This window comes from Rhodoblastus sp. 17X3 (assembly GCF_030056575.1).
Lineage (GTDB): Bacteria > Pseudomonadota > Alphaproteobacteria > Rhizobiales > Beijerinckiaceae > Rhodoblastus.
Window position 1 is genome coordinate 257271 of record NZ_JASHHX010000003.1, and the last position, 25000, is coordinate 282270.

Below are 25000 nucleotides of genomic sequence, written 5' to 3' on the forward strand. Positions count from 1 at the left end.
GCCGATGATCCGCCGCCGCCGCAACGCCGACCACGCCCAGATCGTCCGCATCGGCGACCGCGAATTCCTGACGCGCGGCCTCGACCAGTCCTTTTGGACCGATGCGTTCCACAACAGCATGAGCGTGTCCTGGCCGGCGTTTTTCGGCGGCTTCGGCCTTTATTTCCTGGTGATGAACATCATCTTCGCCACCTTGTTCTGGCTGGGCGGCGACAGCATCGCCAATGCGCGGCAGGACTCCTTCGTCGATCTATTTTTCTTCTCGATCGAGACTTTGGCGACCGTCGGCTATGGCGACATGCATCCGCAGAACGCCTATGGCCATTCGGTCGCGACGCTGGAAATCTTCACCGGCATGTCAACGCTCGCGGTCTTCACCGGCCTGATTTTCGCGCGCTTCTCCCGGCCGCGCGCGCGGGTCATTTTCGCCGAAGTCATGACCATGGCGCCCCATGACGGCCGGAACATGTTGATGGCGCGTTTCGCCAACGCCCGCCGCAGTTCGGTCAACGCGGCGCGCGGCGAAATCTGGCTGATTTATAATGACGACACGGCCGAGGGCGTTGGCTACCGCCGCTTCAAGCCGCTGCAATTGCTGCAGGCCCGCAATCCAATCTTCGCTTTTTCCTGGACGCTCTTTCATCCGATCGATGAGAACAGCCCCCTGTTCGGCCTCGGCCCCGAGCAACTGGAGGCGATGGACGCCTTTTTCGTGGTGATCTTCGATGGTCTGGACGACGTTTCCGGCCAGACGATCAATGTGCGCAAAGGCTATTCCTGGCGCGACATTCGGTTCGGCGAGGTCTTCGCCGATATTCTGAACACGCGCGAGAATGGCGTGCCGCAGATCGACTACCGCCAGCTCAGCATTACCGAGCCGCTCGAGGCGGACGAGAACTCCGGCGCGCCCGCATGAAGCGCTCGGCCGGGCGTCCTCCTGTCGACGCCGTCATGGAAGGCTTGCATGGAAGGTTTGAAGGTCGCGAACGGTTTTTTGGCCTATGGTCGTCGCCGTCGGAGGTTCCGGGTCGTTTGTCCCAAGCCGGCGACTCGCCCCACGTGGAAAGTCAGGAGCGGCTCATGACTCCGCAACAAGTCCGGTTGATCAAGGAAAGCTTCGCCAAGGTAGCCCCGATCGCCGATCGATCCGCCGGGCTGTTCTATGCGCGTCTGTTCGACATCGCGCCGGAACTTCGCCCCCTGTTCAAGGCCGACATCAGTCAGCAGGGACGAAAGTTCATGGCGACGCTGACGGTCGCCGTTGCCAGCCTTGAGAATTTCGATCAACTCAAGCCCGGCCTGCGGGCGCTCGCACGCCAACATGCATCATTCGGCGTTCGCGCCGAAAATTACGGCCCCCTCGGCGAAGCCCTGATCTGGACTTTGCAGCAGGGTCTTGGCGAGGCCTTCACAGCGGAAACGCGAGAGGCGTGGCAGGCGGCTTATGCAGCGATCGCGGACACGATGAAGGCCGCCTGAGCAAGACCGGGTTCATCTCGGAAACAAAAGAAAACCCGAGTCTGAACCGTCAAATCAGGCCCAGATCCGACAGCTCCCGCCGCAGGGCCTCAGGCATGTCTCCAAGGCCGGCGGCGATGGAATCGAGATCAGGCGGCGCGTCGGCGGGCGTCAGGTAACGCCAGCCCTGGAAGGCCCGGTGCGGCTGCGGGCGCACGGCGACCACCTCGTCGTCGAGCTGTAGGGCGCAGCGTTTCACCCCTGCGGAATCGACAAAGGGCTCGACGCCGATCAGCTTCTGCCGCGCGCAGGTCTGTCCTTTGATGACCCAATAGAGCGAGCCGCCGTCGAGCAATTCGTCGACGCGCTTGGGAATCATGCGCGTGACATGCGCGTGGACCTCGTGGGCGTCGACTTGGGGCGCGTGCTTGCGCCGCATCCGGGTGAAGGCGCGCAGTTCGGCGATGGACTCCACGCCGACGCAGAGTTTCAGCAGATGCAGGGTCATGCCGGCAACCTAGCGCGGCGGAGACGATCCTGAAAGCGCCGCCTTGCGTTTCGCCGCGCCTGCGCCATCTTATCGGGAGCAGGGGAGAAGATTGTGGGCGACGGGGACAAGACTCCGGTCATTCCGGCGAACAGGGCCGAAGTCGAGGCCTTTGCCGACGCCATGCGCAAGGCGCCGACGCGCCCGGAGCCGGGCCGGGGGCGGCTCGTCTTTGCGCTCGACGCGACCATGAGCCGGCAGCCGACCTGGGACGTCGCGCAGCAGGTCCAGGGGCAGATGTTCGCCGCCGCGTCTTCCTGTGGCGGGCTCGACATCCAGCTCGTCTATTTTCGTGGCTTCAACGAATGCCGGGCCTCGGCCTTCCTGCGCGACGGCGCCGGGCTCGCCGCCGCCATGGCGAAAATTTCGGTCTCGAGCGGCGCGACCCAGATCGGCCGCGTGCTGCGCCACATCCGCTCCGAACAGGCCGAGGCGCCCGTCGGGGCCTTCGTCTATGTCGGCGACAGCATGGAGGAGAAGGCCGATGAACTGGGACGCCTCGCGGGGGAGCTTGGCCTGCTCGGCGTGAAGGGCTTTATCTTCCATGAGGGCGGCGACCGCAAGGCGACGGCCTGTTTCAAGGATATCGCGCGTCTCACCGGCGGCGCCTACGCCACCTTTGATTCCGGCTCCGCCAGCCGTCTCGCCAACCTGCTGCGCGCGGCGGCGGCCTATGCCGCTGGCGGCTTTACGGCGCTCAGCGACCGCGCGCGCAAGGGCGATTCTGAAGCGCGCCAGCTGCTGTCCCAGATGCGCTGATCCCCGTTGGCGCCTCTGGCGCAACGATTACGGAGACGAGATGCCTTTCCTGCTGTTTGGAATTCTGACGCTGATCCTTGGCGTCTATCTGCTGCGCCAATTGGGCCGGGCCTCGCCCGCGCGGGTCGCGGAAAACCTGCGCATGGGCGGCGGGCTGTTGGCGGCTGCGGCGGCCTTGCTCGTTCTGCTGCGGGGGAGGGTTCCGCTCGCGCTCGGCTTCGGCGGCCTGTCGCTTTACCTCTTCACGGGCGAAAGCTTTTCGTGGAGCAAGTTCGCGCAAATGGCCGCCCGCCGTGCGCAGGCGAAAAAGACCTCGCGCGTCCGCACGGCTTTTCTCGAAATGACGCTCGATCTTGCCAGCGGCGACGTCGAGGGAACGGTGCTGGCCGGAACTTTCATGGGCGCGCCGCTGAGCGCGTTGTCGCGCGAGGAACTTGACCGCTTGCGCGAGGAATGCGCCGCGCGCGACCCGGACTCCGTCCTGTTACTTGACAATTATCTCGACCGCCGCTTTCCCGGATGGCGCGCGGCAAGCGATGGTGACGCGCACGCGGGGAGGAGCCAGGCGGGGCGTGGCGGCGAAATGACCGAGGAGGAAGCCTATCAGACGCTGGGTCTTCGATCGGGCGCGGGCGCTGAGGAGATCGTTCGGGCGCACCGGCGCCTCATGAAGGAACGCCATCCCGACCACGGGGGGACGACGGATGATGCGGCCAGACTGAACCAGGCCAAGGACAGGCTCATGCGTCGTCAAGGCTGATACGCTCCCAAAACTCGTAATACGCGGACGAACTCGAAGAAACGAAGCGGCTCCCGCCGCTCAGTTTCGGGTGGTGAAGCAGCTGAAACCAGACGTCTTCAGAGCCTTGCAGACGGCTTCGGCCCTGGACTCTTCGAGGCCGGCGAAACGCGCGCGGTAGATCGTGCCGCCGCCCTTGCTCACTTTTTCCGTATAGGGTTTGGCCGAAGCGAGCAGCGAACCGCGCTGGGCCTTGGCCTTGGAGAGCAGCGCGGCGGCCTTGTCGGCGTCGTCGGTGGCGCCGATCTGGATCATCCAGCCGGGGACGGGGGGCTTGGTCGGCAGAGCCTGTTTCGACGTGGAAGCGCTCTCGTCGGTTTTTGAGACGGCCTTGGTCTCCAGCTTCGCCTCTTGCTTGAGTTCGGGCCGGACGGGCGGCTTGATCTCGATGCGATTGTCAAGCTTGGCCTCGGATTTGGCCTCGGACCTGGTTTCCGCTTTGCCGCTCGGCTGGAAACGAACCGCCGCGCGCAGGGCTTCGCGGCCGGCCGGGCCGGCGATCCAGCGGCCTGCGGGCGTCACCGCGCCGGCGCTTTCATGGGCCTGCGCGCTGGTCGAGCCGTCGGCTGCACTGGCGTGACGCGCGATGGTCGCGGTCGGCAGGCGGGTTTCCTCGTTCTCGCGGGAGGGCTGCGCCGCCGAGACATAGGCCGGACGCGGGCGAGGATCGGGGCTGACGGCGGCGACGGGCAGGCGCACCGGCGCATCGGACGCGGCGCTTTCGCTTGGCGGGGCCAGCACGACGGGCTTGCGCTCCGGTTCGCTCCTGGGCTCAACCTTGGCCTGGCGCGCCGGCTCTTCCTGTTCCGCGACGCGGGTCGCGCCGCGCGCCGAGCCGCCTTCGTCGATATATTTCTCGATCAGGGCTTCCATGTAATTGTCGCGCGAGCGTGCGGATTTGCCGCCCATCACCACCGAAACGATGTAATGGCCGTCGCGCTTGACGGAGCTGAGCAGGTTGAAGCCCGAAGCGGCCGTATAGCCGGTCTTGATGCCGTCCATGCCTTCGACGCGATCCATCAGATGGTTGTGATTGTGGATGCGCTGGCCGCGATAGGCGAATTCATGCATCGAAAAATAACGATAGTAGCGCGGGAAGCGCTCCTGGATCGAGCGGCCCAGTACGGCGAGGTCGGCGGCCGTGGTGATCTGTTCCGGGTTCGGCAGGCCGGAGGCGTTGCGATAGAACGTATGGTTCATGCCGAGGGAATAGGCCTTGCGGGTCATCTGTTCGGCGAAATCGCTTTCCGTGCCGCCGACGGCCTCGGCGACCGCGACGGCGATGTCATTGGCGGATTTGGTGCAGATGGCCTTGATGGCGTCCTCGACCCTGATCGTCTGGCCGGGGCGCAGGCCGAGCTTTGATGGCGACTGCGCGGCGGCGTGAGCCGAAATCTCGATCTCGTCGTTGAGGCTGAAACGGCCCTTTTCGAGCTGTTCGAACAGCAGGTAAAGCGTCATCACCTTGGTGACGGAGGCCGGATGCCGCGGCGCGTTTTCGTTGAGGCCATAGATCATCCGGCCGCTGGCGCCATCGACGACGATCGCGGCGGTGGCGCCGACGGGCGCGACGGCGCCGTTGCGATTCTGGCGCGCGGCGACGCGGGCGTGAACGCCCGAATGGCCGTGGTGGCGCGCGACATGCGCGTGATGCGCATGGCGATGGTGATGCCGGGCTTCCGCCGGCGTCGCAAGCCCGGCTCCAACCAAGGCGATGAGAATGCCGGATAGGGCCATGTTGGCGGCGAAACGGCTGCAAACGCTACGCTTGAACATACATCTGTCCCGTTGAACCGTAAGGTCGTCCTTCCGGCGCAAAATAAGCTCGCCGTGACGATAACGTGACCAAAACCTATCGGAACGCGGTTACCCGGGCGTTAAAACCGCGCAATTTGAATTGTCAAAAAAATGTTGCACTGCACAAAAGACGCTTGACTTATTGTGCGGTGCATATAAATTGACGTCATGAGCAGCGGAGAGTTCGCGCTCAGGGTTCTCAGGCCGCCCAGCGGCCCTTACGACAGGTGTCGACAATGGCTATCAATTTCGATCAGTATCAGACTTTCGGCAAGGACCAGTTCGAGGCCGTTCAGGCCGCCGCGACCGAAGTTTCCAAGCAGCTCCAGGCGATCGCCGCCGAAACCACCGACTATTCCAAGCGTTCGCTGGAAAGCGGCTCGGCTTTCGTTGAGAAGCTTCTCGGCGTGACCAAGTTCGAGCAGGCCATCGCCCTGCAGCAGGAATTCGCCAAGACCTCCTATGAAGGCTTCGTAGCCGAAGTTTCCAAGCTCGGCGAGCTCTATGCCAACGTCGCCAAGGAAGCGTTCAAGCCGGTTGAAGGCGCGATCGCCAAGGTCAAGGCCGCCGCTTGATTTTTCTGATCGGGACGCCGCGTCGCGTATCTGGCGAGGCTCCCCGGACGTCGCGTTGGTTGGTCGTTCAGGCTCGGCGTTTTTGAGCCTGAACCATCCGCGAGTTTCGTAGCGTTAGAGTTTGTCTGCGTCGCAATGAGAAAGCCCGACCCTGGTGGTCGGGCTTTTCTTTTGCGTTTGGTGGATCGGTTTCCCGGTGGCGCGCGTAATAAAGGCGGATCGCGTCTCAACCATGGGCGGCAAGCCGAAAATTTGGGCGAAATCGGACCTGTAAGGAGGCAGACAAAAGACATGGCGACTCAGGTTGGGGCGAGGCCATTTTTCCAAGCCGCGCACTTACTGTGGACAAATTTTCCAAGTTGATTTCAGGGGCGCATTTTCCATGAGGCCCGCAATTAGGTTTCAGGCAAGAATTGAAGCGCAGACTTGCGAGTCGTTAAAAATTTTCGGCCCGGTCTGGCGGACCCGGCAGGCGGCGCATAAATTGCATGAAGGAGATGGGGCTCAAACGGTTCGACGGGCGCTCGCAATGAAGACGAAATTTTCGTGCTGAATGGGAGATGTTGCGGGTCGGGACGGGGAATTCATCGGATCTTGAGGAGAGGACGGCGGTGTCCACGCGAAAAAGCAACCCCAAACGGATCGATGCAAGCCGCATGGCCCAGGCGCGCGACATCAATCTGACGCGCCGGCTTTCCACGACGGTCCCGCGCATGGCGGGCAAGGGCGGTCGCAAATCCAGCAATGATGGCCCGGGAAATGGAACCGGCACTGCGGTCATCGCCCGGACCAAGACGCAGACCCAGCGTCCGTCCATGTATCGCGTTTTGTTGTTGAACGATGATTATACCCCGATGGACTTTGTCATCGGTGTATTGTGCTCGTTTTTTCACAAGAATTTCGACGACGCCAACAGAATCATGTGGCAAGTTCATAATAATGGCGTCGGAGAATGTGGCGTATATACATATGAAGTCGCTGACACCAAGGTGACCCAGGTGATGGATCACGCCAGAAAGCATCAGCACCCGCTGCAATGCGTAATGGAAAAGAAGTGAGGTTGAACTTATGCCGTCATTCTCTCGCAACCTCGAACAAACCCTCCACCGCGCGCTTGCCGCTGCGTCAGAGCGCCGGCATGAATACGCCACGCTTGAACATCTTTTGCTGAGCTTGCTGGACGATGCCGAAGCAGCCGCCGTCATGCGCGCCTGCTCGGTCGATCTTGAGGTTTTGCGGAAGAATCTGACCGGCTATATCGAGAACGAGCTCGATAACCTCACCACCGAATTGCAGGAAGATCCCAAGCCGACCTCGGGGTTCCAGCGGGTGATCCAGCGCGCCGTGATCCATGTGCAGTCCTCCGGCCGCGAGGAAGTCACCGGCGCGAATGTGCTGGTCGCGATCTTCGCCGAGCGCGAGAGCCACGCCGCCTATTTCCTGCAGGAGCAGGAAATGACCCGTTACGACGCGGTCAATTACATCAGCCACGGCATCGCCAAGCGCCCCGGCCACACCGAAGGCGCCAAGGCCCAGCGCGGCGCCGAGGAGGATGCCGAGCGCAGCGACACGGGCCGTGAGGGCAAGGATCAGGAATCCAAGAAAAAGGAAACCGCGCTAGAGGCTTATTGCATCAACCTCAACAACAAGGCGAAGGACGGCAGGATCGACCCGCTGATCGGGCGCGAGGCGGAAGTTCTGCGCACGATCCAGGTCCTGTGCCGCCGGCACAAGAACAACCCGCTGCTCGTCGGCGACCCCGGCGTCGGCAAGACGGCGATCGCCGAGGGTCTCGCGCGGAAGATCGTCAAGGGCGAAACGCCGGAAGTGCTCAAGGGCGCGACCGTTTTTGCGCTGGACATGGGCGCGCTGCTCGCGGGCACGCGCTATCGCGGCGATTTCGAGGAGCGCCTCAAGCAGGTGATGAAGGAGATCGAGCAGCACAAGAAGGCGATCCTGTTCATCGACGAAATTCACACGGTGATTGGCGCCGGCGCGACATCCGGCGGTTCGATGGACGCCTCCAACCTGCTGAAGCCGGCGCTCGCCCAGGGCGGCCTGCGCTGCATCGGCTCGACCACCTACAAGGAATTCCGGCAATATTTCGAGAAGGACCGGGCTCTGGTCCGGCGCTTCCAGAAGATTGACGTCAACGAGCCGTCGATCCCGGACACGATCGAAATCCTCAAAGGCCTCAAGCCCTATTTCGAGGAGTTCCACAAGCTGCGCTACACCAATGACGCCATCAAGGCCGCGGTGGAGCTGTCGGCCCGCTATATCCATGACCGCAAGTTGCCGGACAAGGCGATCGACGTGATCGACGAGACCGGCGCTTCGCAGATGCTGATCACGGAATCGAAGCGCAAGCGGACGATCGGCGTCAAGGAGATCGAGGCCACCATCGCGACCATGGCGCGGATTCCGCCGAAAACCGTGTCGAAGGACGACGCCGCGGTGCTGCAGAATCTCGACACTACGTTGAAGCGGGTGGTCTATGGCCAGGACGACGCCATTTCGGCGCTCGTCGCCTCGATCAAGCTGGCGCGCGCCGGTCTGCGGGACGCCGAGAAGCCGATCGGCAGCTATCTGTTCTCTGGCCCGACTGGCGTCGGCAAGACGGAAGTCGCCAATCAGCTCGCCAATTCGCTTGGCGTCGAGCTGGTGCGCTTCGACATGTCCGAATATATGGAGCGGCACACCGTCAGCCGGCTGATCGGCGCGCCTCCCGGCTATGTCGGCTTCGAACAGGGCGGGTTGCTGACCGATGCGGTCGACCAGCATCCGCATTGCGTGCTGCTGCTCGACGAAATCGAGAAAGCCCATCCGGACCTTTACAACATCCTGTTGCAGGTCATGGATCACGGCAAGCTGACGGATCACAACGGCAAGCAGATCAGCTTCCGTAACGTTATTCTGGTGATGACCACCAATGCCGGCGCGGCCGATATGGCCAGGGCGGCGTTTGGTTTCACCCAGAACAAGCGGACCGGCGACGATGTGGAGGCGATCAACCGCATGTTCGCGCCGGAATTCCGCAACCGTCTCGACGCCATCGTGCCCTTCGCCCATCTGCCGACCGAGGTCATCGCCAAGGTTGTCGACAAGTTCGTCATGCAGCTTGAGGCGCAGCTCGCGGATCGCAATGTTTCGATCGAGCTGTCCGACGAGGCGCGGGCCTGGCTCATCGAGCGCGGTTACGATCAGGCCATGGGCGCGCGGCCAATGGCGCGGGTCATCCAGACCCATATCAAGACGCCGCTGGCCGACGAGGTCCTGTTCGGCCGCCTGAAGAACGGCGGCACGGTTCGGGTCGTCACGGCGGGCGCCGGGGCGGATTCGAAGCTGGTCTTCGTCTTCCCCGACGGTCCGGTGCTGCCCCGTCCCGACAAGGAGATCGTCGAGGCGACGCGCAAGAAGGTCCGTCCCGAGCCGGAAGTGCGCGCCCGCACTCGCAAGCCCAAGGCGGCGCCCGCGCCCGCCAGTTCGGAAGAATAAGGGTCAGTTCATTGCGAATGAAAGAGACGGCGACCGAAAGGCCGCCGTTTCCTATTTGGCGGCCTCGAACGGGGCGGCGCCGGCGGCGATGTCACGTTTTTGCGAAGCGCTGAACCGCCAAGCCTGATCGTCGTTATGCAGGGGAGGCGATGGCAAAACGAGCGGTCCCAATCGTCTGCCGTGACATGAAGGATCTGGCGTCATGGGGGATACGCAGAAACATGCGGCGGCCCTTGGAGCGGCGACGATCGGCGAAGTCCTCACCACAGCAGGTTACGCCTCCGTGCTCGCGCAGCTGACGGCCGGCCAGCACATTCAATTGCAAACCTATCTCGACGCTTTGGTGATCGATCCCGTGGTGCAGCAGGAGGCCAATGACGTCCTGCGCAAAGGGACGAAAATCTACGGCCAGATCGTCTATACCGACCCCGAGGCGAGGCGGCGCGCGGACAAGGTGATGCGGGCCTATGTCCCCTTGCATCAGCTCGATGATTGCGTCCGCCTGCAATTGACGCCGCTGCTGGATTCAAAGGCGCTTGTTCCGACCACGGACAATCCCGACGAGTCGGATTATCTCGACAAGGTTCGCAAGACGCTTGAATATCATGGCGTATGGCTGCGCCTGTCGCCCAAAATGGTGAGGGACGCCGACGATCCTTCGCGTTGGGTGAAGGATCCAAGGCATTTCGAAGTCTGGCTTTCGCTCGGCCCGAGAGGCGATACCATTCCGACCAGCACCGGACGGATCGATCGCCAGGCCTTGCTCTCGACCCAGGTCATCGGCGCCAATTATTACGAAAAAGTCGACCAGGGACCGGTTCAAAGCGCATTGGACCGCGAAGTTCGACGGCTCTCCTCCGAAATCGAGGACGGAATGCAGCTTCATATCGAGATCGCCCGAATCCGGCGCGAGGCGACGGTCGGCGTCGTCGAGGCGTCGGATTTTCTGGGCGGCGCCGATTTCCCGAGCATGGACATCTGGGACGGGCCGCACAAGATTCTGGTGCGCGCGATGAACCTGATGAACGAGGGTCGAGTCTGGGGCGCGCGCGCTCTGTTGATCGTCTCGGCGATCGCCGTCCGTGACGCGGCGAACCTCCTTCACAAATATATCGACAAGTCGACCTCGGGCGCCGAGAGATCTGTCAAGGTGCTGAAGGTGGCGCGAACGGCGGGAAAGGTCGCGGAGGTGGGGCTGGCGGTGACCGGCGTCGGCGCCCTCGCCCTTTCGGGAAGCGCGGGGGCTGGTACGGTCGCGGTGACGGAATCCTCAGTCGATGCGCTCGCCGAACGCGAAGTGGGGCGTTATCTTGCCCGCAATCCCGACCTGGCCGGTGAATTGAACCAGGTAAGGCTCGCGCCCGGTCCGAGGGGAACGATCCTCGGAAATGTGAAAGGCGGCCATAGCGCAGGCGCCGGCGAAGGCTTCTCTCACTGGTGACGCGCAATCGTCCCGCGCTCAATTCTTCTGCTCGAACTGCGGCGACGCGAGCCGCGCGATCAACCGCGCCATCGCCAGCGACGAGGTCAGGCCGGGCGATTCGATCCCGAAGCAATTGACGAGGCCGCTGACGCCATGGACGTCCGGCCCGTCGATGCGGAAATCGGCGTTTTCGGCGCCGGGACCGCTGATTTTCGGCCGGATTCCGCAATAGGAGCTGGCGATGTCCCGCTCAGCGACGCCCGGCCAATAGGTCCGCACGGCGGCGCGGAGAGCCTCCTCCTGGCCCGAGATAGGCGCATAATCGAGCTCTTCGACCCAATGGACATCCGGCCCGAGCTTGATGCCGCCCGCGAGATCGAGCGTCACATGCACGCCGAGACCGCCCTCGACGGGGAGCGGATAGATCAGGCGGGAAAAGGGCGCGCGGCCGGAAACCGAATAATAATCGCCCTTGGCCAGGAAACGGGGCGGGATCAGCGCGGCGGGATAGCCCTGAATATTTTGCGCGACCGCGTGGGCGCCGTGTCCAGCGCAATTGATCACGACCCGGCAGGAGACGGCGCCGCTCTCGCTGCCGTCCTCTCCGCCGCTCGTCCTGACCTCGAACTCTTCGCCGCGCCGGGCGATTCCAGCGACCCGCGTCCGGAAGGCGAGTTGCGCGCCTTTGGCCTCGGCTTCGCCCTGAAGCGCCAGCATCAGCGCGGCGCTGTCGACGATCCCGGTTGAGGGCGAGAGCAGGGCGGCGACGCATTCGATCTCCGGCTCAAGTTCGCGCGCCGCCGCGCCGTCGAGCCAGACCAGATCGTCAACGCCGTTCTTGCGTCCCTGTTCGCGCAAGGCGGCCAGCCGGGCGAGCTGTTTTTCCTCGGTCGCCAGGATCAGCTTGCCGAGGCGCCGCGCCGGGACGCCACGCTCGCGGCAAAAATCATAAAGCAGTTCGCGCCCGGCCACGCATAGCTGCGCCTTGAGGCTGGCTTCCGGATAATAAAGCCCTGCGTGGATGACTTCGGAATTGCGCGACGACGTATGAAGGCCAATAGACTTTTCCGCCTCGATGACCAGCACGTCGCGGCCCGGCGTCGACAGCGCGCGCGCGACGGCGAGCCCGACAACTCCGGCTCCGACGACGACCGCATCCACATCCATCTTATTTTGCCTGTTCGATGTGCAGCGACACCAGCCGTGCGATCAGGATCGCGGGAAAGAGCTGTCCGCAGATGGATTCGAGATTGCACAGGCTGCGCGCGATCGGATGGATGGGAAACATGTCGCCAAAGCCGACCGAGGTCAGCGTAGTGAAGCTGAAATAGATGGTGTCGGCGCCGAGGCGCGGACTATCCGCGATGACGAGATTTTCGAAGGCGCCGGGGAAGGTCTCGCCGATGAACAGGTAAAGCGCAACGAAGATAAGGGCGATCAGCATATAGAGCAGGACAGCGCCGATGATGCGGTGAATGGTGACGGGGCCTTTGGCGAAGACGGCGCGCGCCACGACCAGCGCGAAAGTGAGCGAAAGAGTCAGCCACAGGCTCGCGATCAAATAGATATGCGGGTGCAGCGCGCCCTGCTGCTCCCGGACCAGTTTCAAGGTGAAATGCATGACGACCGCGACGGCGATGGGAATCAGCACGATCCAGCGGGCCGAAAGCACGTAGACCCCGGCGGCCATCACGGCGACGACGAGAACGCCCAGCGGCGTGAACGCGAAGCCGATCGTGGCCTGAATCGGCACAAGGGCGAACAGCAGCACCGCCAAAAAGATCGTCAGGCCAGTGAGGATCGGATCGCCGAATTTTTCTCGAAACGCCAGAAATCGCTCATTGCGGATCATGTCTCGTCCCCGTTTGTCCCAGCCTCGTTTTTACGGGCCCTTCGCTTTCGCGCCAAGCAGCTTCCGCTGCCGCGGAAAACTCGGATTGTTCACGCGAGTCCTGCGGCGGGGGAACTTTTTACCCTGCCGTCGATTGCCCATGGAGGTCCTGCGGCGGTTGGCCGGCGCAGGCGAAAAAAGCGCCCTCGCCGGCGCCGAAAATTGGGGAGGGGGCTGATGAGGATTTTCCTGCGCATGGCCGCGCTCGGCGCGTTCGCTGCTCTTGCTGGCGCGCCGGCTTATGCCGCGGATGCGGCGAAGCAGATCGCCACCGCCGCCGCCCATGCCGGCATGGCTGCGGGCGCGGATTCCGCAAAGATGGTCCAGGCCCATCTGCAGCATGTGATCAATTGCCTCGAGGGGCCCGCGGGCGCGGATTTCAACGCCGGGCCGGGCAATCCGTGCAAGGATCTCGGCATGGGCGCCATTCCGGACTCCGCCCCGGATCAGCGCAAGAAGCTGGAGGGGGCGGCGGCGATGGCGAAAACGGCGCTGGCTGAAACTGACCCCATCAAAGCGAAGGCGATGGCGTCCACCATACAGACCAGCCTGGCCAAGTGAAGCATGGCGTCCATTCGGCTGCGAGGCGTTGGGTCAGATTGTTGACACAACGCCATGTTTTTATGTCGAAATCCAGATCGGTGGCGGCGTGAGGCTGCTCGGCGCGCTAACGGCGGAACGCGGCAAACAGAGCCCCGCCGGCCGCGCCCGCCACAAAGCCGAGCGGCCCGGTGATGAACAGGCCGAGCAGCGGCCCTTGATTGGCGCCCGGCGTGAAGATCATCGGGCCAAAGAAACCGGCTGCGAAGCCCGCGGCTCCGAGCCGGCATCCCCATTGCAACGCGAATCCCATGACGCTCAAGTCTGGAAACTCCCAATTCCGGCGCACCCCGTCAGCACGATCAAAATAGGAGGTAAAATGTTAAGAACGGAACTTTCGGCATCGTCAAAAAAGAATTAAAACACTGCGGCAGAGTCCAAGGTCGAGAAATATGCGTGACGATCGCAGGATAGTGACGGGGCAATGGTCGAGCAGATTCTGAAATTACGCGACAAGATCGCATTGTCCGATGTCGCCCAGCTGCGTTTTACCGCGCAAAACCTTGTTTTCCTCGCCTCGGCGATCGGCTTAATGGCTGGCGGGCTCTGGACATGGGCGCCCGTCGCGATCTTCATGATTCTTGCGACGCTGGTGGACGAATTGGGCGGCGAGGACCGAACCAACAATCCCCATCCTCCGGCGGCTTTGCAGAACGCGATGCTGATGCTCAACGCGCCTCTGCTCTTCGTGAACGCGACGCTGTTCGCCTATTATTTCACTCCGGGCGATCCACTATATCTGGCGGCGGCGCTCAAGCCGCTCGGGATCGATCTTGACGCCGCGCGCGCGGCGACGACGCGATTTGACCTCGTTCTCGCCATTCTCGCGCAGGGCTTCAACTGGGCGCTCGGCCTGATCGCCGCGCATGAGCTGCTGCACAGGACGGATTCTCCCTTCGATGTCGAACTTTCGCGCTGGCTTAGCGGACTCGGCGGCGATCCCTGGATGGCGCTCCACCATCCGGCCATCCATCACCGCTATCTGGGGCTTCCCAGCGATCCGGGCACGCCCCGGCGCGGAGTCTCGATTTATCGTTTCTACGTCAGCGTCTACATCGGCAATATCGCCGCCGGCGCGCGGTTCGAGCGCGAAAGGCTAAGCCGTGGCGGGTCGCCGTTCTGGACCCTGAACAACCGTTTCCTCACCGGCTGGCTGATCTTTGCGGCCCTCGCCGGCTATTTCTTCCTGATCGCGGGGCTGAAGGCCGTCGCCGTCTATTTCATCGGCGCGGCGCTCGGCAGATTCTTCCTCGCCACCACGGATTATGTCCAGCATTACGGCCTGTTGCGGGTCGAGGGCGAACCGCTCGACGCCCGGCTGTCGTGGGACGTCTATCATATTGGCACCAATGCGGTGCTCTATTGCGTTGGCCGTCATTCCGATCATCACATCTATCCGCGCCGCGCCTGCGGCGATCTCCAAACGCGCAGCGACGCGCTTTCCCACCGGCATGGCTATCTCACCATGATCGCCTTGTCCCTGGCGCCGCCGTTGTTCCACAAAGTGATGCAGCCCCGGCTCGATGAATGGGACAGGACCTTCGCGACCGACGCCGACCTCGCCTATATGCGCGAGAACGGCATTCCCTGCGCCAGCCGCGCCTGAGCGCGGGGAGGGGCCTGCGCGTCGGCGCCGGGCCGAGCGAATTAGGCGAAAGGCCAGCCAAATCTCATCTGAGAAGCGGGCGTCGCCGCGTCATCGCGAGGCGGGTTCGCTATTGGCGCAGATTTGGCGCGATGAAACTTCGAATGACAAAAATCGTTAAATTGCAAGCAATTGCGACTTCAACGACGGCGGCTCCACGTTCTGTGTCTCGGGAAAACCCGGCCGGCCCGCTTATGTATCCCGCGCCGTCGCAGCAACCTCGTCCGTCATCCTGGAATTATTTCCTCAATTGGCGGGATGTGTTTGAGAAGCAGCCGGCCGTAAATAATAAAGTCGGTTAGTGTTTTGGCGCCGACAGCGCTAACTGCTTCTCAGCTATCTATCCAATTTGTGAATTGCGCTTTCTTCAAATTGTTATAAAATGCATAAATGTAATAAGAAACAAATGGTTGAGCTTGTCGGCCATTTGAATTTGCTGGCGGGAATGCATCGTGAACAATTAAGTATTTTACTTAATAAAAAGGTATTAAGATGGCTCACGCAGATATTGCCGTATTGGCTTTTACTAAAAACAAGTCTGCCCAGTTCGCCGATTTCATCCAGCGGCTCGAGGACCAGACGCTGCGGCCCGACCACATTTTTGTAATCGGGTCGGAAGCTGAGGATCTTGCCAAGCTCGACGCAGCCAATCCCCAACTGTCCGTCTCCCTGGGACGCAAGGGAATCGCAGCGCAACTGAACGACGCGATCGCCTTGACCGAGGGACGTTTCAAATATCTGTTTTTCTTTACGGATGACTTCATTCCTTCCCGGTTTTGGATCGAGCGCGCGGTCGCGGTTCTTGAATCGTCGAAGGATATTGTTGGTCTCACAGGCAGGTTGCTGACCGATGGCGAAAAGTCGTCATCGACGAGCCTTGATGACGCGCTGTCGCTTGTCGATCTATATGACGGCTTGCCGCAAACCGAGACAAACATCGTCGAGCCATGGCCCTTGCGGGGATGCAACATGGCCCTCCGGCGGGCGGCCGTCGGGGCGATATGGTTTGATGAAAGCCTCCCGGTAAGCGGTTGGATGGAAGATGCGGACTTCAGCGCGCGCGTTGCGCGCCGGGGAAGGGTCGTCCGTTCGTCGGTCCTGTTTGGCGTGAAGCTGCCGTCGGCGACGCCTCGCACGAGCGGCTTCGCCCTGGGTTTCGCCCAGGTGGTCAATCCGGTCTATCTGGCGCGCAAAGGCCGCCTGGGCGCTGTCTCCGCCCTCGTTTCAATTACTGGCAATTTCGCGCGAAACGCGCTGAGCGCGTTATGGATTGGCGCCAGCGCCGATGATCGCCGGCGGTTCTATGGAAATATTCGCGGGCTGGGCGGTTTGATGCACATGTCCAGGGGCGGCGGCTCGCGTGAGCCATTCCCCGGCGATAGAAGCGCAGATTCACAACTGCATGAAAGTCAGCTGCAGGGCGGCAAAAGCGATTCGAAAAATACTTTTGATCCGTCCGCATCGATCATCCATTCCTCCGACTTCAGCTGCCGCTGAAAGGACTGCTTGCAAGACGGCGTGATCGCTTCTCGGGCGCCCAAGGCGTTATATCTTGGGTCGCCGGAATCGGCGCGCGCCGGCGATTTTCCCTATCTCAATCGGATCGCACTCGCGTCTGAAACGCCTGGAGTCCAAGGCGTTCTGCCCCAGACCGGACTGGCCTGGGAGGACAGCTGGCTGCTCGCCTCCGCCCTCGCACCGCGACCGGGAAGGAGCCCGTCTGATGGCGACGACGTCGAACGCTACTCGTCATTCCCGGCGTTCAAGTCCTCAAGCGGTATGGTCCTGCTTGCGGGGCCATCGACTACAGCGTCGACGTCCGTGAGCAGGCGCGCGATCATTTGCGCGATTTCCCGCGCCTCGTCCCGCGAAAACCGCCGCGTTTCCGCGAGGCGCGAAGGCTCGTCATCGAATTGGACGAAGGAGATGGAACGACCCGTGGCGTCCTCGACCGAAAAGGATTCGTCGGAACGTCGAATCTTGAGTGGGAGCGTGATGGGCAACCGGGGCGTCGCGGCGTCGGCGTCGTCACGCCGACTCCATTTGCGCCCGAAAGTCAGCCTTCCGAATTTGTCACGATGCGTCAAAATGCAATCCTGTATTCTGAAACGACTTTTCTACGATTGCTTCCATTACCACGGATTGCCTGAGCGTGACGCCAGCGCCGTTCACATTTTCGGGAGGAGGGGAGTTTCGCCACGATGTCGGCGCAGGCGTAATGGCGCCACGGGCAGGTCGGGACCTGATTGAGCCGCGCCCGCGCTTCGCCAGCGATCAAGATTGCCGCTCGCCGCTATTTCGACTTGCTGGCGTTCTTCCGCTTGCCGCCCGGCGTCTCCTCACGCTGCATCGCATGGTATTTTCGCTTGATTTCGGCGAGATGGACAGTCGGTTTCGATCCAGACCTTCCATCGTTTCGGCGATGATCTGGAACATGGCAAGGTTGTGGAACCAATTGTGGTTCGCCGGGATCACAAAGCAGGGCGAGTTCTTGGCGCTGGGCGCCGTCATCGCATCCTCGAAGGCGCTCACGTCATCGTCCCAATAATTTCGTTCGGTATAGTCGGACTTGGCGATTTTCCAGCTTCGCGCGGGGTCTACCAGCCGTTCCTCGAAGCGCGCCAATTGCGCAATGGCGTTTGTCGCAGTCTCATTCAGCGCGCCTGACGAGGGGCCACACAGGCAAGCGGGTCGTAATGGCGGCAGCTTTTGGTGGATCGATTGCGAACCGCATCCGCCGCCAGCGACCCGCTCGAAAGCGCTATTTCGTCAATCCGCGACGCACGTTCGGGTCGAGTTGCCGGAGGCCGCCTGAGCGGCTGCCGCCATTCGCGGAGCGTCTATTCGAAGGCGAAAATCCGTTTCCAGTCGTCCTTCATGCTGATAACGAACCAGCCGTCCTTCTTCGCCTCGTCATAGAGCGTCTGCGGGAAGGTTCCGATCCTGGTCTCCGGCAGCCCCTGAGCGGGACCATAGGCATATTCGCGCTTGCCGTCGTCATGCAGCACGATCATCGACAGCCGGGCGCCGTCGCCGGCCTTTGTGTATTCCAGCATCTGGCGGTCGCCGGTCGAATTGCCGAAGGCGGCGCGCGGCCTGCGGCCGATCTCGAGGTGGATGCTCTCGGGCTTGCCGGCGTTGTTGTCGTTCAACAGCAACTTCGGCTCCTTGGTCAGGAACGGCTTGCCGTTCCTGTCGTAGCCGAACTTCGTCCCGAGCGCGCTGCCGACTACATTTTCGCGCGGGACGCCATAGATCCGCTCGGAATAGACGCGCACGAAATCCTGCCCGCCGCCGGTGACGATGAAGGTTTTATAGCCATTGGCGCGGAAGAAGGTCAGAACCTCCTGCATCGGCTGGTAGGTCAGTTCGGTATGGAGACGCTTCCAGCGATGATCCCGGGCCTCAGCGATCCACGCCTTCACGTCGGCCTGAAACGTGTCCACGTCCATGCCGGTGAGGGTCGCCATTGCGATCTTTTCGAAGTCGTGCGGCGAAAGCTTGCCGATCTTCTCGAAGTCTCCGGTCAGCACGGTCTTGAACGGCTCGATGCCGGCCAGTTCGGGCTTCGCCTTGACCACGGCCGGGACGCGGTCGAGGCAAAAGATCACTTGCGCGTAGATCGGTTGCTCGACCCATAGCGTGCCGTCCTGATCGAAGGTGGCGATGCGTTCCTCGGGCGGGACGAAATCCTTGCTCGCCGGATCGGTCGTGACGCGAATGAAGTCGAGGATCGCCTTTTTCGCCGGGCCATCGTTCCACGATGGCAAAGGATTGGTTGCGTCCCCCGCTTGCGCGGAAGCCGGACGCAACAGCCCTGAGAGAGCGGGCAGAACGGCCCATGCGGCGAGAAGGCTGCGACGGCTCATGCCGCGGGAAGGAAAGTCTGGTTTCATGGATTGGCCCTCGATAGGCGTTTTTCACAGCTCAGGAAAATTGGCTCAAATCATCGTCCGGGCGGCGGGCGCATCGGTCCTTGAACATGTGCTCGGGCTATAGCGATCCGTCGAATTTCAGTCGTGCTTTCCTGTCGCCGTCAGGCGTCACGCCGGGGCGTATCGCGCGACGGCGCTATCGGCCGCCTCGCGTACGCCCGCCAGCTATCGCACCCTCCCGGACTCGATGGGCGGAACGCGGGCGTACGTTGTCCGCATATCACCGGCGCGGCAGGTTTTTCATCACTTATGTGTTCGAAAATTCGCAGGACGCTTTTCGACAAAGGCGCCCATCCCCTCCTTCTGGTCGTCCAGGGCGAACAGAGACTGGAAAACACGGCGCTCAAAACGCACACCTTGGCTCAATGGCATTTCGAAGGCGATATTCACGGCTTCCTTCGTCAGTCGCGCCACAGGCAAGGACATTGCGGCGATCGTCGCCGCCGCCTCCATGCTCTCTTCCATGAGGCGATCGATTGGCACAACCCGGGAAACAAGACCGGAGCGTTCCGCCTCATTCACATCCATCATTCGGCCTGTGAGACACATATCCATGGCTTTGGCCTTGCCGACCGCTCGCGTGAGCCGCTGAGATCCACCAATGCCCGGCATGACTCCAAGCTTGATTTCGGGCTGCCCGAACTTCGCGGTTTCGGATGCGATGACAAAGTCGCACATCATCGCCAGTTCACAACCGCCGCCAAGCGCGAAGCCAGAAACAGCGGCGACGATGGGTTTGCGGACCTGTGCGAGGCGATCCCAAAGGTGGAACCAGTCAAGGCGATGGGCCTCGGTATAGGAGAGATTCTGCATCTCCTTGATGTCGGCGCCCGCGGCAAACGCCTTCTGCGATCCAGTAATGACAATGCAGCCGATTTCCTCGCACTCGTCGAGCCGGGCGAGGGCATCGGAAATATCGACCGCGCTCTGCACGTTAAGCGCATTGAGCGCCTGCGAGCGATTCAGCGTCATGAGCGCGACGCGGCCACGCTGTTCGATCAGAATGGTTTCATAGGAAGGCAGCTGTAGCTCGGCCATTGATCTCAGGCTCCGGATGCGGTGCGAATGGAATTGATGACACCACAGAAATCGGACGAGTCTCAGCCAGCCGCAACAAAGAAATCATGACGCCGCTTTCAAGGCGCGCGTCGCCGTTGAGGTCTTGAAAGGCAAAAAGACCGCGGCCGAGTCGGCGACAGCTTATGGCGTGCATCCGACCATCAGCCACCAACGGAAAAAGGCGCTGCTCGAAGGATCCGCAGATATTTTCAAACGCGGCGGCAAGAAGACGGCCGGGGTCGACGAGGGCGCCGTCCGGGACTTGCACGCCAAGATCGGAGAACTGGCCGTCGCCAATGAACCGTAGGTCCGCGATAGCGAATCTTTGTCCAGAAAGCTCAAGCTCTGGACCGGGAAGTCAGGCGCGGCATGATCGAGCCAGACCATCCCGCGCTGACGATTGGCATGCAGCGTCGCCTGCTGTCGGTCTCGCGATCGTCGTTCTATGACGAGTCGCAGGGTGAGAGCGAGCCGAACCTCGCGCGGCGGATTCAAGCGGTCGTCGCAACACCGATAGTTTTCACTTACGCCAACCTGTCAAGGCCGACTTGCCTCCCGAAATGCTTCGCCACGACCGTGGCGCGCAGGCGGTCAGGAAAGCAGCACTTTCGCCTGGCGCGCGATAAGCCGCTCCTCGTCGGTCGGGATCGCCCATACCGAGATGCGCGAGCCGTCCCGGCTGATGCGCAACTCGCCGCGGGCGTTGCGCTCCGGGTCGAGAGTCGCGCCGATCCATGCCGAACCTTCGACGACCTCGGCTCGGGTGGCGGCGTCGTGCTCGCCGATTCCGCCCGAGAACACCAGCGCGTCGAGGCCGCCCAAGGCGGCGGCGAGCGAGCCCAGCTCCCGGACGATCCGGTACACGAAAAGCGAAATGGCTTCGCGGGCCTCCGGCGCCGTCGAGGCGCGCAGGGACCGCATGTCGGAGGATATGCCCGAGACGCCGAGCAGGCCAGACTTCTTGTAGATCACCTCCTCGATCGCCCGGGCGTCCATGCCGTAATGTTGTAGCAAATGGAGCACGACGCCCGGATCGAGCGCGCCGCAGCGCGTGCCCATCATCAGGCCATCCACGGCGGTAAACCCCATGGTGCTCGCGACGCTGCGCCCGTCCTTCACTGCGCAAAGGCTCGCTCCATTGCCGAGATGCGCGAAGACGACGCGGCCGGCTGCTGTTTCAGGCGCGAGTTCGCGAAAACGCGAAACCAGATATTCGTAGGAAATGCCGTGGAACCCATAGCGCCGCACGCCGTCGTCGGTGAAGCGGCGCGGCAAGGCGAAGGTCTGGGCCAGCGGAGGCTGGCTCCGGTGGAAGGCGGTGTCGAAGCAGGCGACTTGCGGCTTGTGTGGCGCCACGTCGAAGACGGTTCGGATTGGCGCGAGATTGTGCGGCTGGTGCAGCGGCGCCAATGGACAAAGTTGGGCGAGCTCCTCCAGAATCTCCCTGGTTACGATCACCGGGCGGTCGAAATGGACACCGCCATGAACGACGCGATGGCCGAAGCCAACGACCTCCGAACCATCGAGCAGGTCGCGGCTGACGGCGATGATTTCGCGCATGGCCGCATCATGATTGAAGCCGTCCCTGGGAAATTTGCGATCGTCGAGCGCGACGCCCTGCGCGTCCACGATCTTGAGATGAGGGTCGACGCCGATGCCCTCGAACAGGCCCTTGAAAACCAGCGCGTTCTCCGGTGTCGCTTCATAGATTGCGAACTTGATGCTCGACGAACCGGCGTTGATGACGGCGATGCAATCGGCCATGTCTTTCCTCCCTCGCTTTGACGGATGCTTAATCCGAACGGCGTCGGCTGGACGCCGCTCTCAGCCGATCGAGGCGGCGGCCGCCTTTCGGCGCGCGGCTGCGACCAGCACCGCCACGGCGCAGGAGGCCAGGCGGGTGATCACGGAATCCGCGCGGCTCGTGAGAATGATGGGAACGCGCGCGCCGAGCACGATTCCGGCGGCGTCGGCTCCAGCCAAAAAAGACAGGCTCTTCGCCAGCATGTTTCCCGCCTCCAGATCGGGAACGGCCAGGACATTGGCGTGGCCGGCGACCGGCGAAACGATCTTCTTGATCTCTGCCGCCTCTGGGCTGATCGCATTGTCGAGCGCGAGCGGGCCTTCCAGGATCGCGCCCGTGATCTGGCCTCTGTCGGCCATTTTGCACAAGGCCGCCGCCTCGATGGTCGAAGGAACCTTCGAGTTCACCGTTTCCATGGCGCTGAGGATCGCCACCCGGACCTCCTCTACGCCAAGCGCGTGGGCGAGGTCGATCGCGTTCTGGATGATGTCAGCCTTCTCCTCGAGCGTCGGAGCGATATTGATCGCGGCGTCGGTGATGATGAGCGCCTCGGGATGATTGGGCACATCCATCACGAAGCAATGGCTGATGCGCCGGGACGTTCTGATGCCGGCCTGTTTGGAGACCACCGCGCCCATCAGTTCGTCGGTGTGCAGGCTGCCCTTCATCAGCGCCTCGACCTTGCCGGCGGAGACCAGTTCTACCGCCTTAGCTGCGGATTCGTGGCTATGCGTGGCGTTGACGACTTGCACGCCTTCGATATTCAATCCGGCCCGGCTGGCGATCTGACGAATGCGGTCCGCGGGGCCGACGAGGATCGGCTCGATCAGGCCCAGTTCTTTTGCCTCGATGGCGCCCGTAAGTGACACCAAATCGCAGGGGTGGGCGACCGCAACCTCGATCGTCGTTTCATTTTTCGCGGTGGCGATCAGACGATTGTATTTTTCATGGCGCAAACTCGCGCCTTGTTCCGCTTGTTCCGCCATTGCAGTGTCTCCCCTATCCCCTTGCCGTTCTTGTTTTCGGCGCCGGCAAATTGGGCCGGCGTCCATCGGACTGCGCTCGAAATTTGATGATCGCGGCTCTTGGGTGGCGCGCAATATGTCGAAACAGTCAACATTAGCGAAAACAAGGAAATCTGACCGGGCTTATTGGCGCCTCATGTTCGACCCGCTGCACAAATTGCTTTCGGACTCGGTCTGTTCTCGGCCGTTTCGTCCGCCGCGGCCAATGCAAATAAACAATGCTCCGGGCGATATGTCGAACCTTAACGCAGATCAAATCCGTTCACGTTCCGTAACGGAGATTGTCGCTTGCTGCGGGACTATGATCGGCGCAGAATTTTCGATGTCTTGAACGCCCGAGAACAGCCGGAAAGTCAGGCGGCCGGGTCGTGACACACAAGGTGATGAGGGGGCGCAAGGTGGACAAGAAAAAAACGCCGTCAAAATTGGCGACGAAACTGCTGAGCAGCGCCGCTTGCCTCTTGATCGGGCTGACGCCCGAATATTCATTTGCGATCGAAGCCCAACCGCCTGAAGGTCCCCCGCCCGCATCGTCTCAACCGGCGCCAGAAGCAGCTCAGCCGGCAACGCCGTCTTCCCAGACCGCCCCGGCGACAGACGCCTCAAAGCCTGCGCCTGCGGCGGCGGAGCCGGAGCCTCCCCCAATCCCGGATGCATCCGCTCAGGAGGCGGCGCCCCCGCCCACGGCGCCGAACCCTGGGCCGGCGCCGAAATTCACGCTGGCGCAGCTCGAACAGCTTCTCGCGCCGATTGCCCTCTACCCGGATTCGCTACTCGCCCAGATCCTGCCCGCCTCGGCCTATCCGCTCGAGATCGTTCAGGCGGAGCGCTGGCTGGAGAAGAACGCCGAAGCTGTCGCCAAACAGGATTTCTCGGGCGCCGACGCGCAGAGCTGGGATCCGTCGGTGAAGGCGCTCTTGCGGTTCCCGGAGGTCATTAGGAAGCTCAACGCCGACCTGAATTGGACGACCAGCCTTGGCGATGCGATCGTCAGCCAGCCGCAAGACGTCGCCAACGCCATACAGGTCCTTCGCGCCAAGGCGATGAACGCGGGCTCTCTCAAGACCACGCAACAGCAAACGGTGAAGCGGAAGAAGCAGCACGGGCGCGACGTCGTGACGATCCAGTCCGCCGACCCCAATGTCGTCTATGTGCCGAGCTATGATCCTGCGGTCGCATACAGCGAACCGGCCTATGGCGCCGCCGTGGCGGCAGGCCTTCTGACTTTTGGCGCGGGCGTCGCGATCGGGTCGCTCTGGGCCGGAAATTACTGGAACTGGGGTTCGGGAGCCATTTATCGGCCGGTGTGGCCAGGCTATCCGGCCTGGCGCCCGCCTTACGCGGGCTGGCGTCCCGGCGCGCCGATCAACACAGGCAACATTAATATCGGCAACAGCATATCCAGCCGTCCATGGGCGCCTGACGCTGGACGCTATCGTCCCGGCGGACGTCCCGGAGGCGTCGGCGGCGCCGGGCGTCCCGGCGGAATTGGCGGAGTCGGCGGCGTGGGTGGAGTCGGACGACCCGGAGGTATCGGCGGCGTTGGCGGCGCTGGCGGCGTTGGGCGCCCCGGAGGAATCGGCGGCGCCGGGAGCCGGCCCGGCGCGGGAGTCGGCAAGCCGGGACGCCTGCCGAATGCAGGCGCCCGACCGTCCACACGGCCTGCTGGCCGACAGGGCGCTCCCCGCGCGGCGCATCGCGTTGCAGGACCGCGCCGGGCGGTTTCCCGCCCAGCGTCGCTGGGAATGCCCGGCGGCTATCGCGGCGGTCCTCGCGGGTTCCATGGTGGCGGCATGCGAGCCGGCGGTTTCCATGGCGGCGGCGGGCGCGGCGGGTTCAGGGGCGGAGGCGGTCGTGGCGGCGGGCGCGGCGGGCGGAGGTCCGATCTCCGACTGAAGCATGACGTCACGTTGCTGGGCGTGATGCCCAACGGGCTTGGCTTGTACCGTTTCATTTATAACGGCGGCCACAAGGCGTACGTGGGCGTCATCGCGCAGGAGGTCAGAGGCGTCATGCCCGATGCCGTCTTCCGTGCGAAGGACGGCTATCTGCGGGTCGAGTATGCCAAGATCGGCGTGACGTTCCAGAGCTATGAGGAGTGGCTCGCTTCCGGAAGACAAATCCAAGTCCGACCGGTCCCGGCGGCATTTTGATATTTCGGTCCTGGTCGGGCGGACTCACATTTTGC

The 25000-nt window shown here is 62.5% G+C and carries 23 protein-coding genes; 13 read left to right on the forward strand and 10 right to left on the reverse strand.

Going from position 1 to position 25000, the window contains the following annotated elements; all coding sequences use genetic code 11:
• Positions 1–4: 4 nt before the first annotated feature.
• Together QM467_RS05515 and QM467_RS05520 are read left to right on the forward strand one after the other, a co-directional pair.
• A complete protein-coding gene (locus QM467_RS05515) occupies positions 5–916 on the forward strand; it encodes an ion channel (protein ID WP_283365296.1) in 912 nt (303 codons plus the stop codon).
• The gene (locus QM467_RS05520; RefSeq protein WP_342395098.1) at positions 913–1479 is read left to right on the forward strand and encodes a globin domain-containing protein; all 567 of its coding nucleotides are present in this window, start codon (positions 913–915) and stop codon (positions 1477–1479) included. Before QM467_RS05515 ends, QM467_RS05520 begins: the two co-directional genes overlap by 4 nt.
• A gap of 49 nt (positions 1480–1528) precedes the next feature.
• Here the strand turns inward: QM467_RS05520 and QM467_RS05525 are convergent, their stop codons facing one another.
• Positions 1529–1966, reverse strand: coding sequence for a DUF1489 family protein (locus QM467_RS05525; protein WP_283365297.1), 438 nt, complete (start codon positions 1964–1966; stop codon positions 1529–1531).
• Between the two features lie 93 nt (positions 1967–2059).
• On the opposite strand from QM467_RS05525, the gene QM467_RS05530 reads away from it, so the two are divergent.
• Positions 2060–2764 (forward strand): VWA domain-containing protein, encoded by a 705-nt coding sequence (locus QM467_RS05530; RefSeq protein WP_446737737.1) that lies wholly within the window; start codon positions 2060–2062, stop codon positions 2762–2764.
• A gap of 40 nt (positions 2765–2804) precedes the next feature.
• Positions 2805–3524 (forward strand): J domain-containing protein, encoded by a 720-nt coding sequence (locus QM467_RS05535; protein ID WP_283365298.1) that lies wholly within the window; start codon positions 2805–2807, stop codon positions 3522–3524.
• A gap of 60 nt (positions 3525–3584) precedes the next feature.
• Here QM467_RS05535 and QM467_RS05540 read toward each other — a convergent pair whose 3' ends face one another.
• Positions 3585–5339 (reverse strand): serine hydrolase, encoded by a 1755-nt coding sequence (locus QM467_RS05540; protein WP_283365299.1) that lies wholly within the window; start codon positions 5337–5339, stop codon positions 3585–3587.
• Between the two features lie 257 nt (positions 5340–5596).
• Between QM467_RS05540 and QM467_RS05545 the strand changes: the two genes are divergently transcribed.
• From QM467_RS05545 to QM467_RS05560, 4 genes are all read left to right on the forward strand, one after another.
• On the forward strand, positions 5597–5935 hold the full coding sequence (locus QM467_RS05545; protein ID WP_283365300.1) for a phasin family protein: 339 nt from the start codon (positions 5597–5599) through the stop codon (positions 5933–5935).
• Positions 5936–6648: 713 nt separating this feature from the next.
• Positions 6649–6993 carry an ATP-dependent Clp protease adapter ClpS gene (gene clpS, locus QM467_RS05550; protein WP_283365333.1) on the forward strand — a complete coding sequence of 115 codons (345 nt, stop codon included), beginning with the start codon at positions 6649–6651 and terminating at the stop codon, positions 6991–6993.
• Positions 6994–7003: 10 nt separating this feature from the next.
• Positions 7004–9430, forward strand: coding sequence for an ATP-dependent Clp protease ATP-binding subunit ClpA (gene clpA, locus QM467_RS05555; RefSeq protein WP_283365301.1), 2427 nt, complete (start codon positions 7004–7006; stop codon positions 9428–9430).
• Positions 9431–9632: 202 nt separating this feature from the next.
• Complete coding sequence (locus QM467_RS05560; RefSeq protein ID WP_283365302.1) at positions 9633–10871, forward strand: hypothetical protein; 1239 nt, start codon at positions 9633–9635, stop codon at positions 10869–10871.
• An 18-nt stretch (positions 10872–10889) separates the two neighbouring features.
• Here QM467_RS05560 and QM467_RS05565 read toward each other — a convergent pair whose 3' ends face one another.
• Positions 10890–12020: an NAD(P)/FAD-dependent oxidoreductase gene (locus QM467_RS05565; protein ID WP_283365303.1), complete on the reverse strand. Its 1131-nt coding sequence runs from the start codon at positions 12018–12020 to the stop codon at positions 10890–10892.
• Position 12021: 1 nt separating this feature from the next.
• Positions 12022–12705 carry an ion channel gene (locus tag QM467_RS05570; protein WP_283365304.1) on the reverse strand — a complete coding sequence of 228 codons (684 nt, stop codon included), beginning with the start codon at positions 12703–12705 and terminating at the stop codon, positions 12022–12024.
• Positions 12706–12939: 234 nt separating this feature from the next.
• On the opposite strand from QM467_RS05570, the gene QM467_RS05575 reads away from it, so the two are divergent.
• Positions 12940–13305 carry a hypothetical protein gene (locus QM467_RS05575; RefSeq protein WP_283365305.1) on the forward strand — a complete coding sequence of 122 codons (366 nt, stop codon included), beginning with the start codon at positions 12940–12942 and terminating at the stop codon, positions 13303–13305.
• A gap of 106 nt (positions 13306–13411) precedes the next feature.
• Here the strand turns inward: QM467_RS05575 and QM467_RS05580 are convergent, their stop codons facing one another.
• Positions 13412–13606: a hypothetical protein gene (locus tag QM467_RS05580; protein ID WP_283365306.1), complete on the reverse strand. Its 195-nt coding sequence runs from the start codon at positions 13604–13606 to the stop codon at positions 13412–13414.
• Positions 13607–13768: 162 nt separating this feature from the next.
• Here QM467_RS05580 and QM467_RS05585 point away from each other — a divergent pair, with 162 nt between their 5' ends.
• Positions 13769–14950 carry a fatty acid desaturase gene (locus QM467_RS05585; protein WP_283365307.1) on the forward strand — a complete coding sequence of 394 codons (1182 nt, stop codon included), beginning with the start codon at positions 13769–13771 and terminating at the stop codon, positions 14948–14950.
• Positions 14951–15481: 531 nt separating this feature from the next.
• Positions 15482–16486, forward strand: a complete 1005-nt coding sequence (locus QM467_RS05590) for a glycosyltransferase family 2 protein (protein WP_283365308.1) — start codon at positions 15482–15484, stop codon at positions 16484–16486.
• A gap of 777 nt (positions 16487–17263) precedes the next feature.
• Here QM467_RS05590 and QM467_RS05595 read toward each other — a convergent pair.
• The 3 genes from QM467_RS05595 to QM467_RS05605 all read right to left on the reverse strand — a co-directional run bounded on the left by QM467_RS05595 (position 17264) and on the right by QM467_RS05605 (position 19962).
• Positions 17264–17614, reverse strand: coding sequence for a hypothetical protein (locus tag QM467_RS05595; protein ID WP_283365309.1), 351 nt, complete (start codon positions 17612–17614; stop codon positions 17264–17266).
• 215 nt (positions 17615–17829) lie between these two features.
• Positions 17830–18885 (reverse strand): HAD family hydrolase, encoded by a 1056-nt coding sequence (locus QM467_RS05600; RefSeq protein ID WP_283365310.1) that lies wholly within the window; start codon positions 18883–18885, stop codon positions 17830–17832.
• Between the two features lie 282 nt (positions 18886–19167).
• Positions 19168–19962, reverse strand: a complete 795-nt coding sequence (locus tag QM467_RS05605) for an enoyl-CoA hydratase (RefSeq protein WP_283365311.1) — start codon at positions 19960–19962, stop codon at positions 19168–19170.
• 124 nt (positions 19963–20086) lie between these two features.
• On the opposite strand from QM467_RS05605, the gene QM467_RS05610 reads away from it, so the two are divergent.
• A complete protein-coding gene (locus tag QM467_RS05610; protein ID WP_283365312.1) occupies positions 20087–20290 on the forward strand; it encodes a hypothetical protein in 204 nt (67 codons plus the stop codon).
• A 284-nt stretch (positions 20291–20574) separates the two neighbouring features.
• On the opposite strand, the gene QM467_RS05615 is transcribed toward QM467_RS05610, so the two are convergent.
• A complete protein-coding gene (locus tag QM467_RS05615) occupies positions 20575–21747 on the reverse strand; it encodes an acetate/propionate family kinase (protein ID WP_283365313.1) in 1173 nt (390 codons plus the stop codon).
• A gap of 60 nt (positions 21748–21807) precedes the next feature.
• Entirely contained in the window at positions 21808–22773 is a 966-nt protein-coding gene (locus QM467_RS05620; protein WP_283365314.1) for a phosphate acetyltransferase, read from the reverse strand.
• A 407-nt stretch (positions 22774–23180) separates the two neighbouring features.
• Between QM467_RS05620 and QM467_RS05625 the strand changes: the two genes are divergently transcribed.
• The gene (locus QM467_RS05625) at positions 23181–24965 is read left to right on the forward strand and encodes a DUF3300 domain-containing protein (RefSeq protein WP_283365315.1); all 1785 of its coding nucleotides are present in this window, start codon (positions 23181–23183) and stop codon (positions 24963–24965) included.
• The last annotated feature ends 35 nt before the right edge of the window (positions 24966–25000 follow it).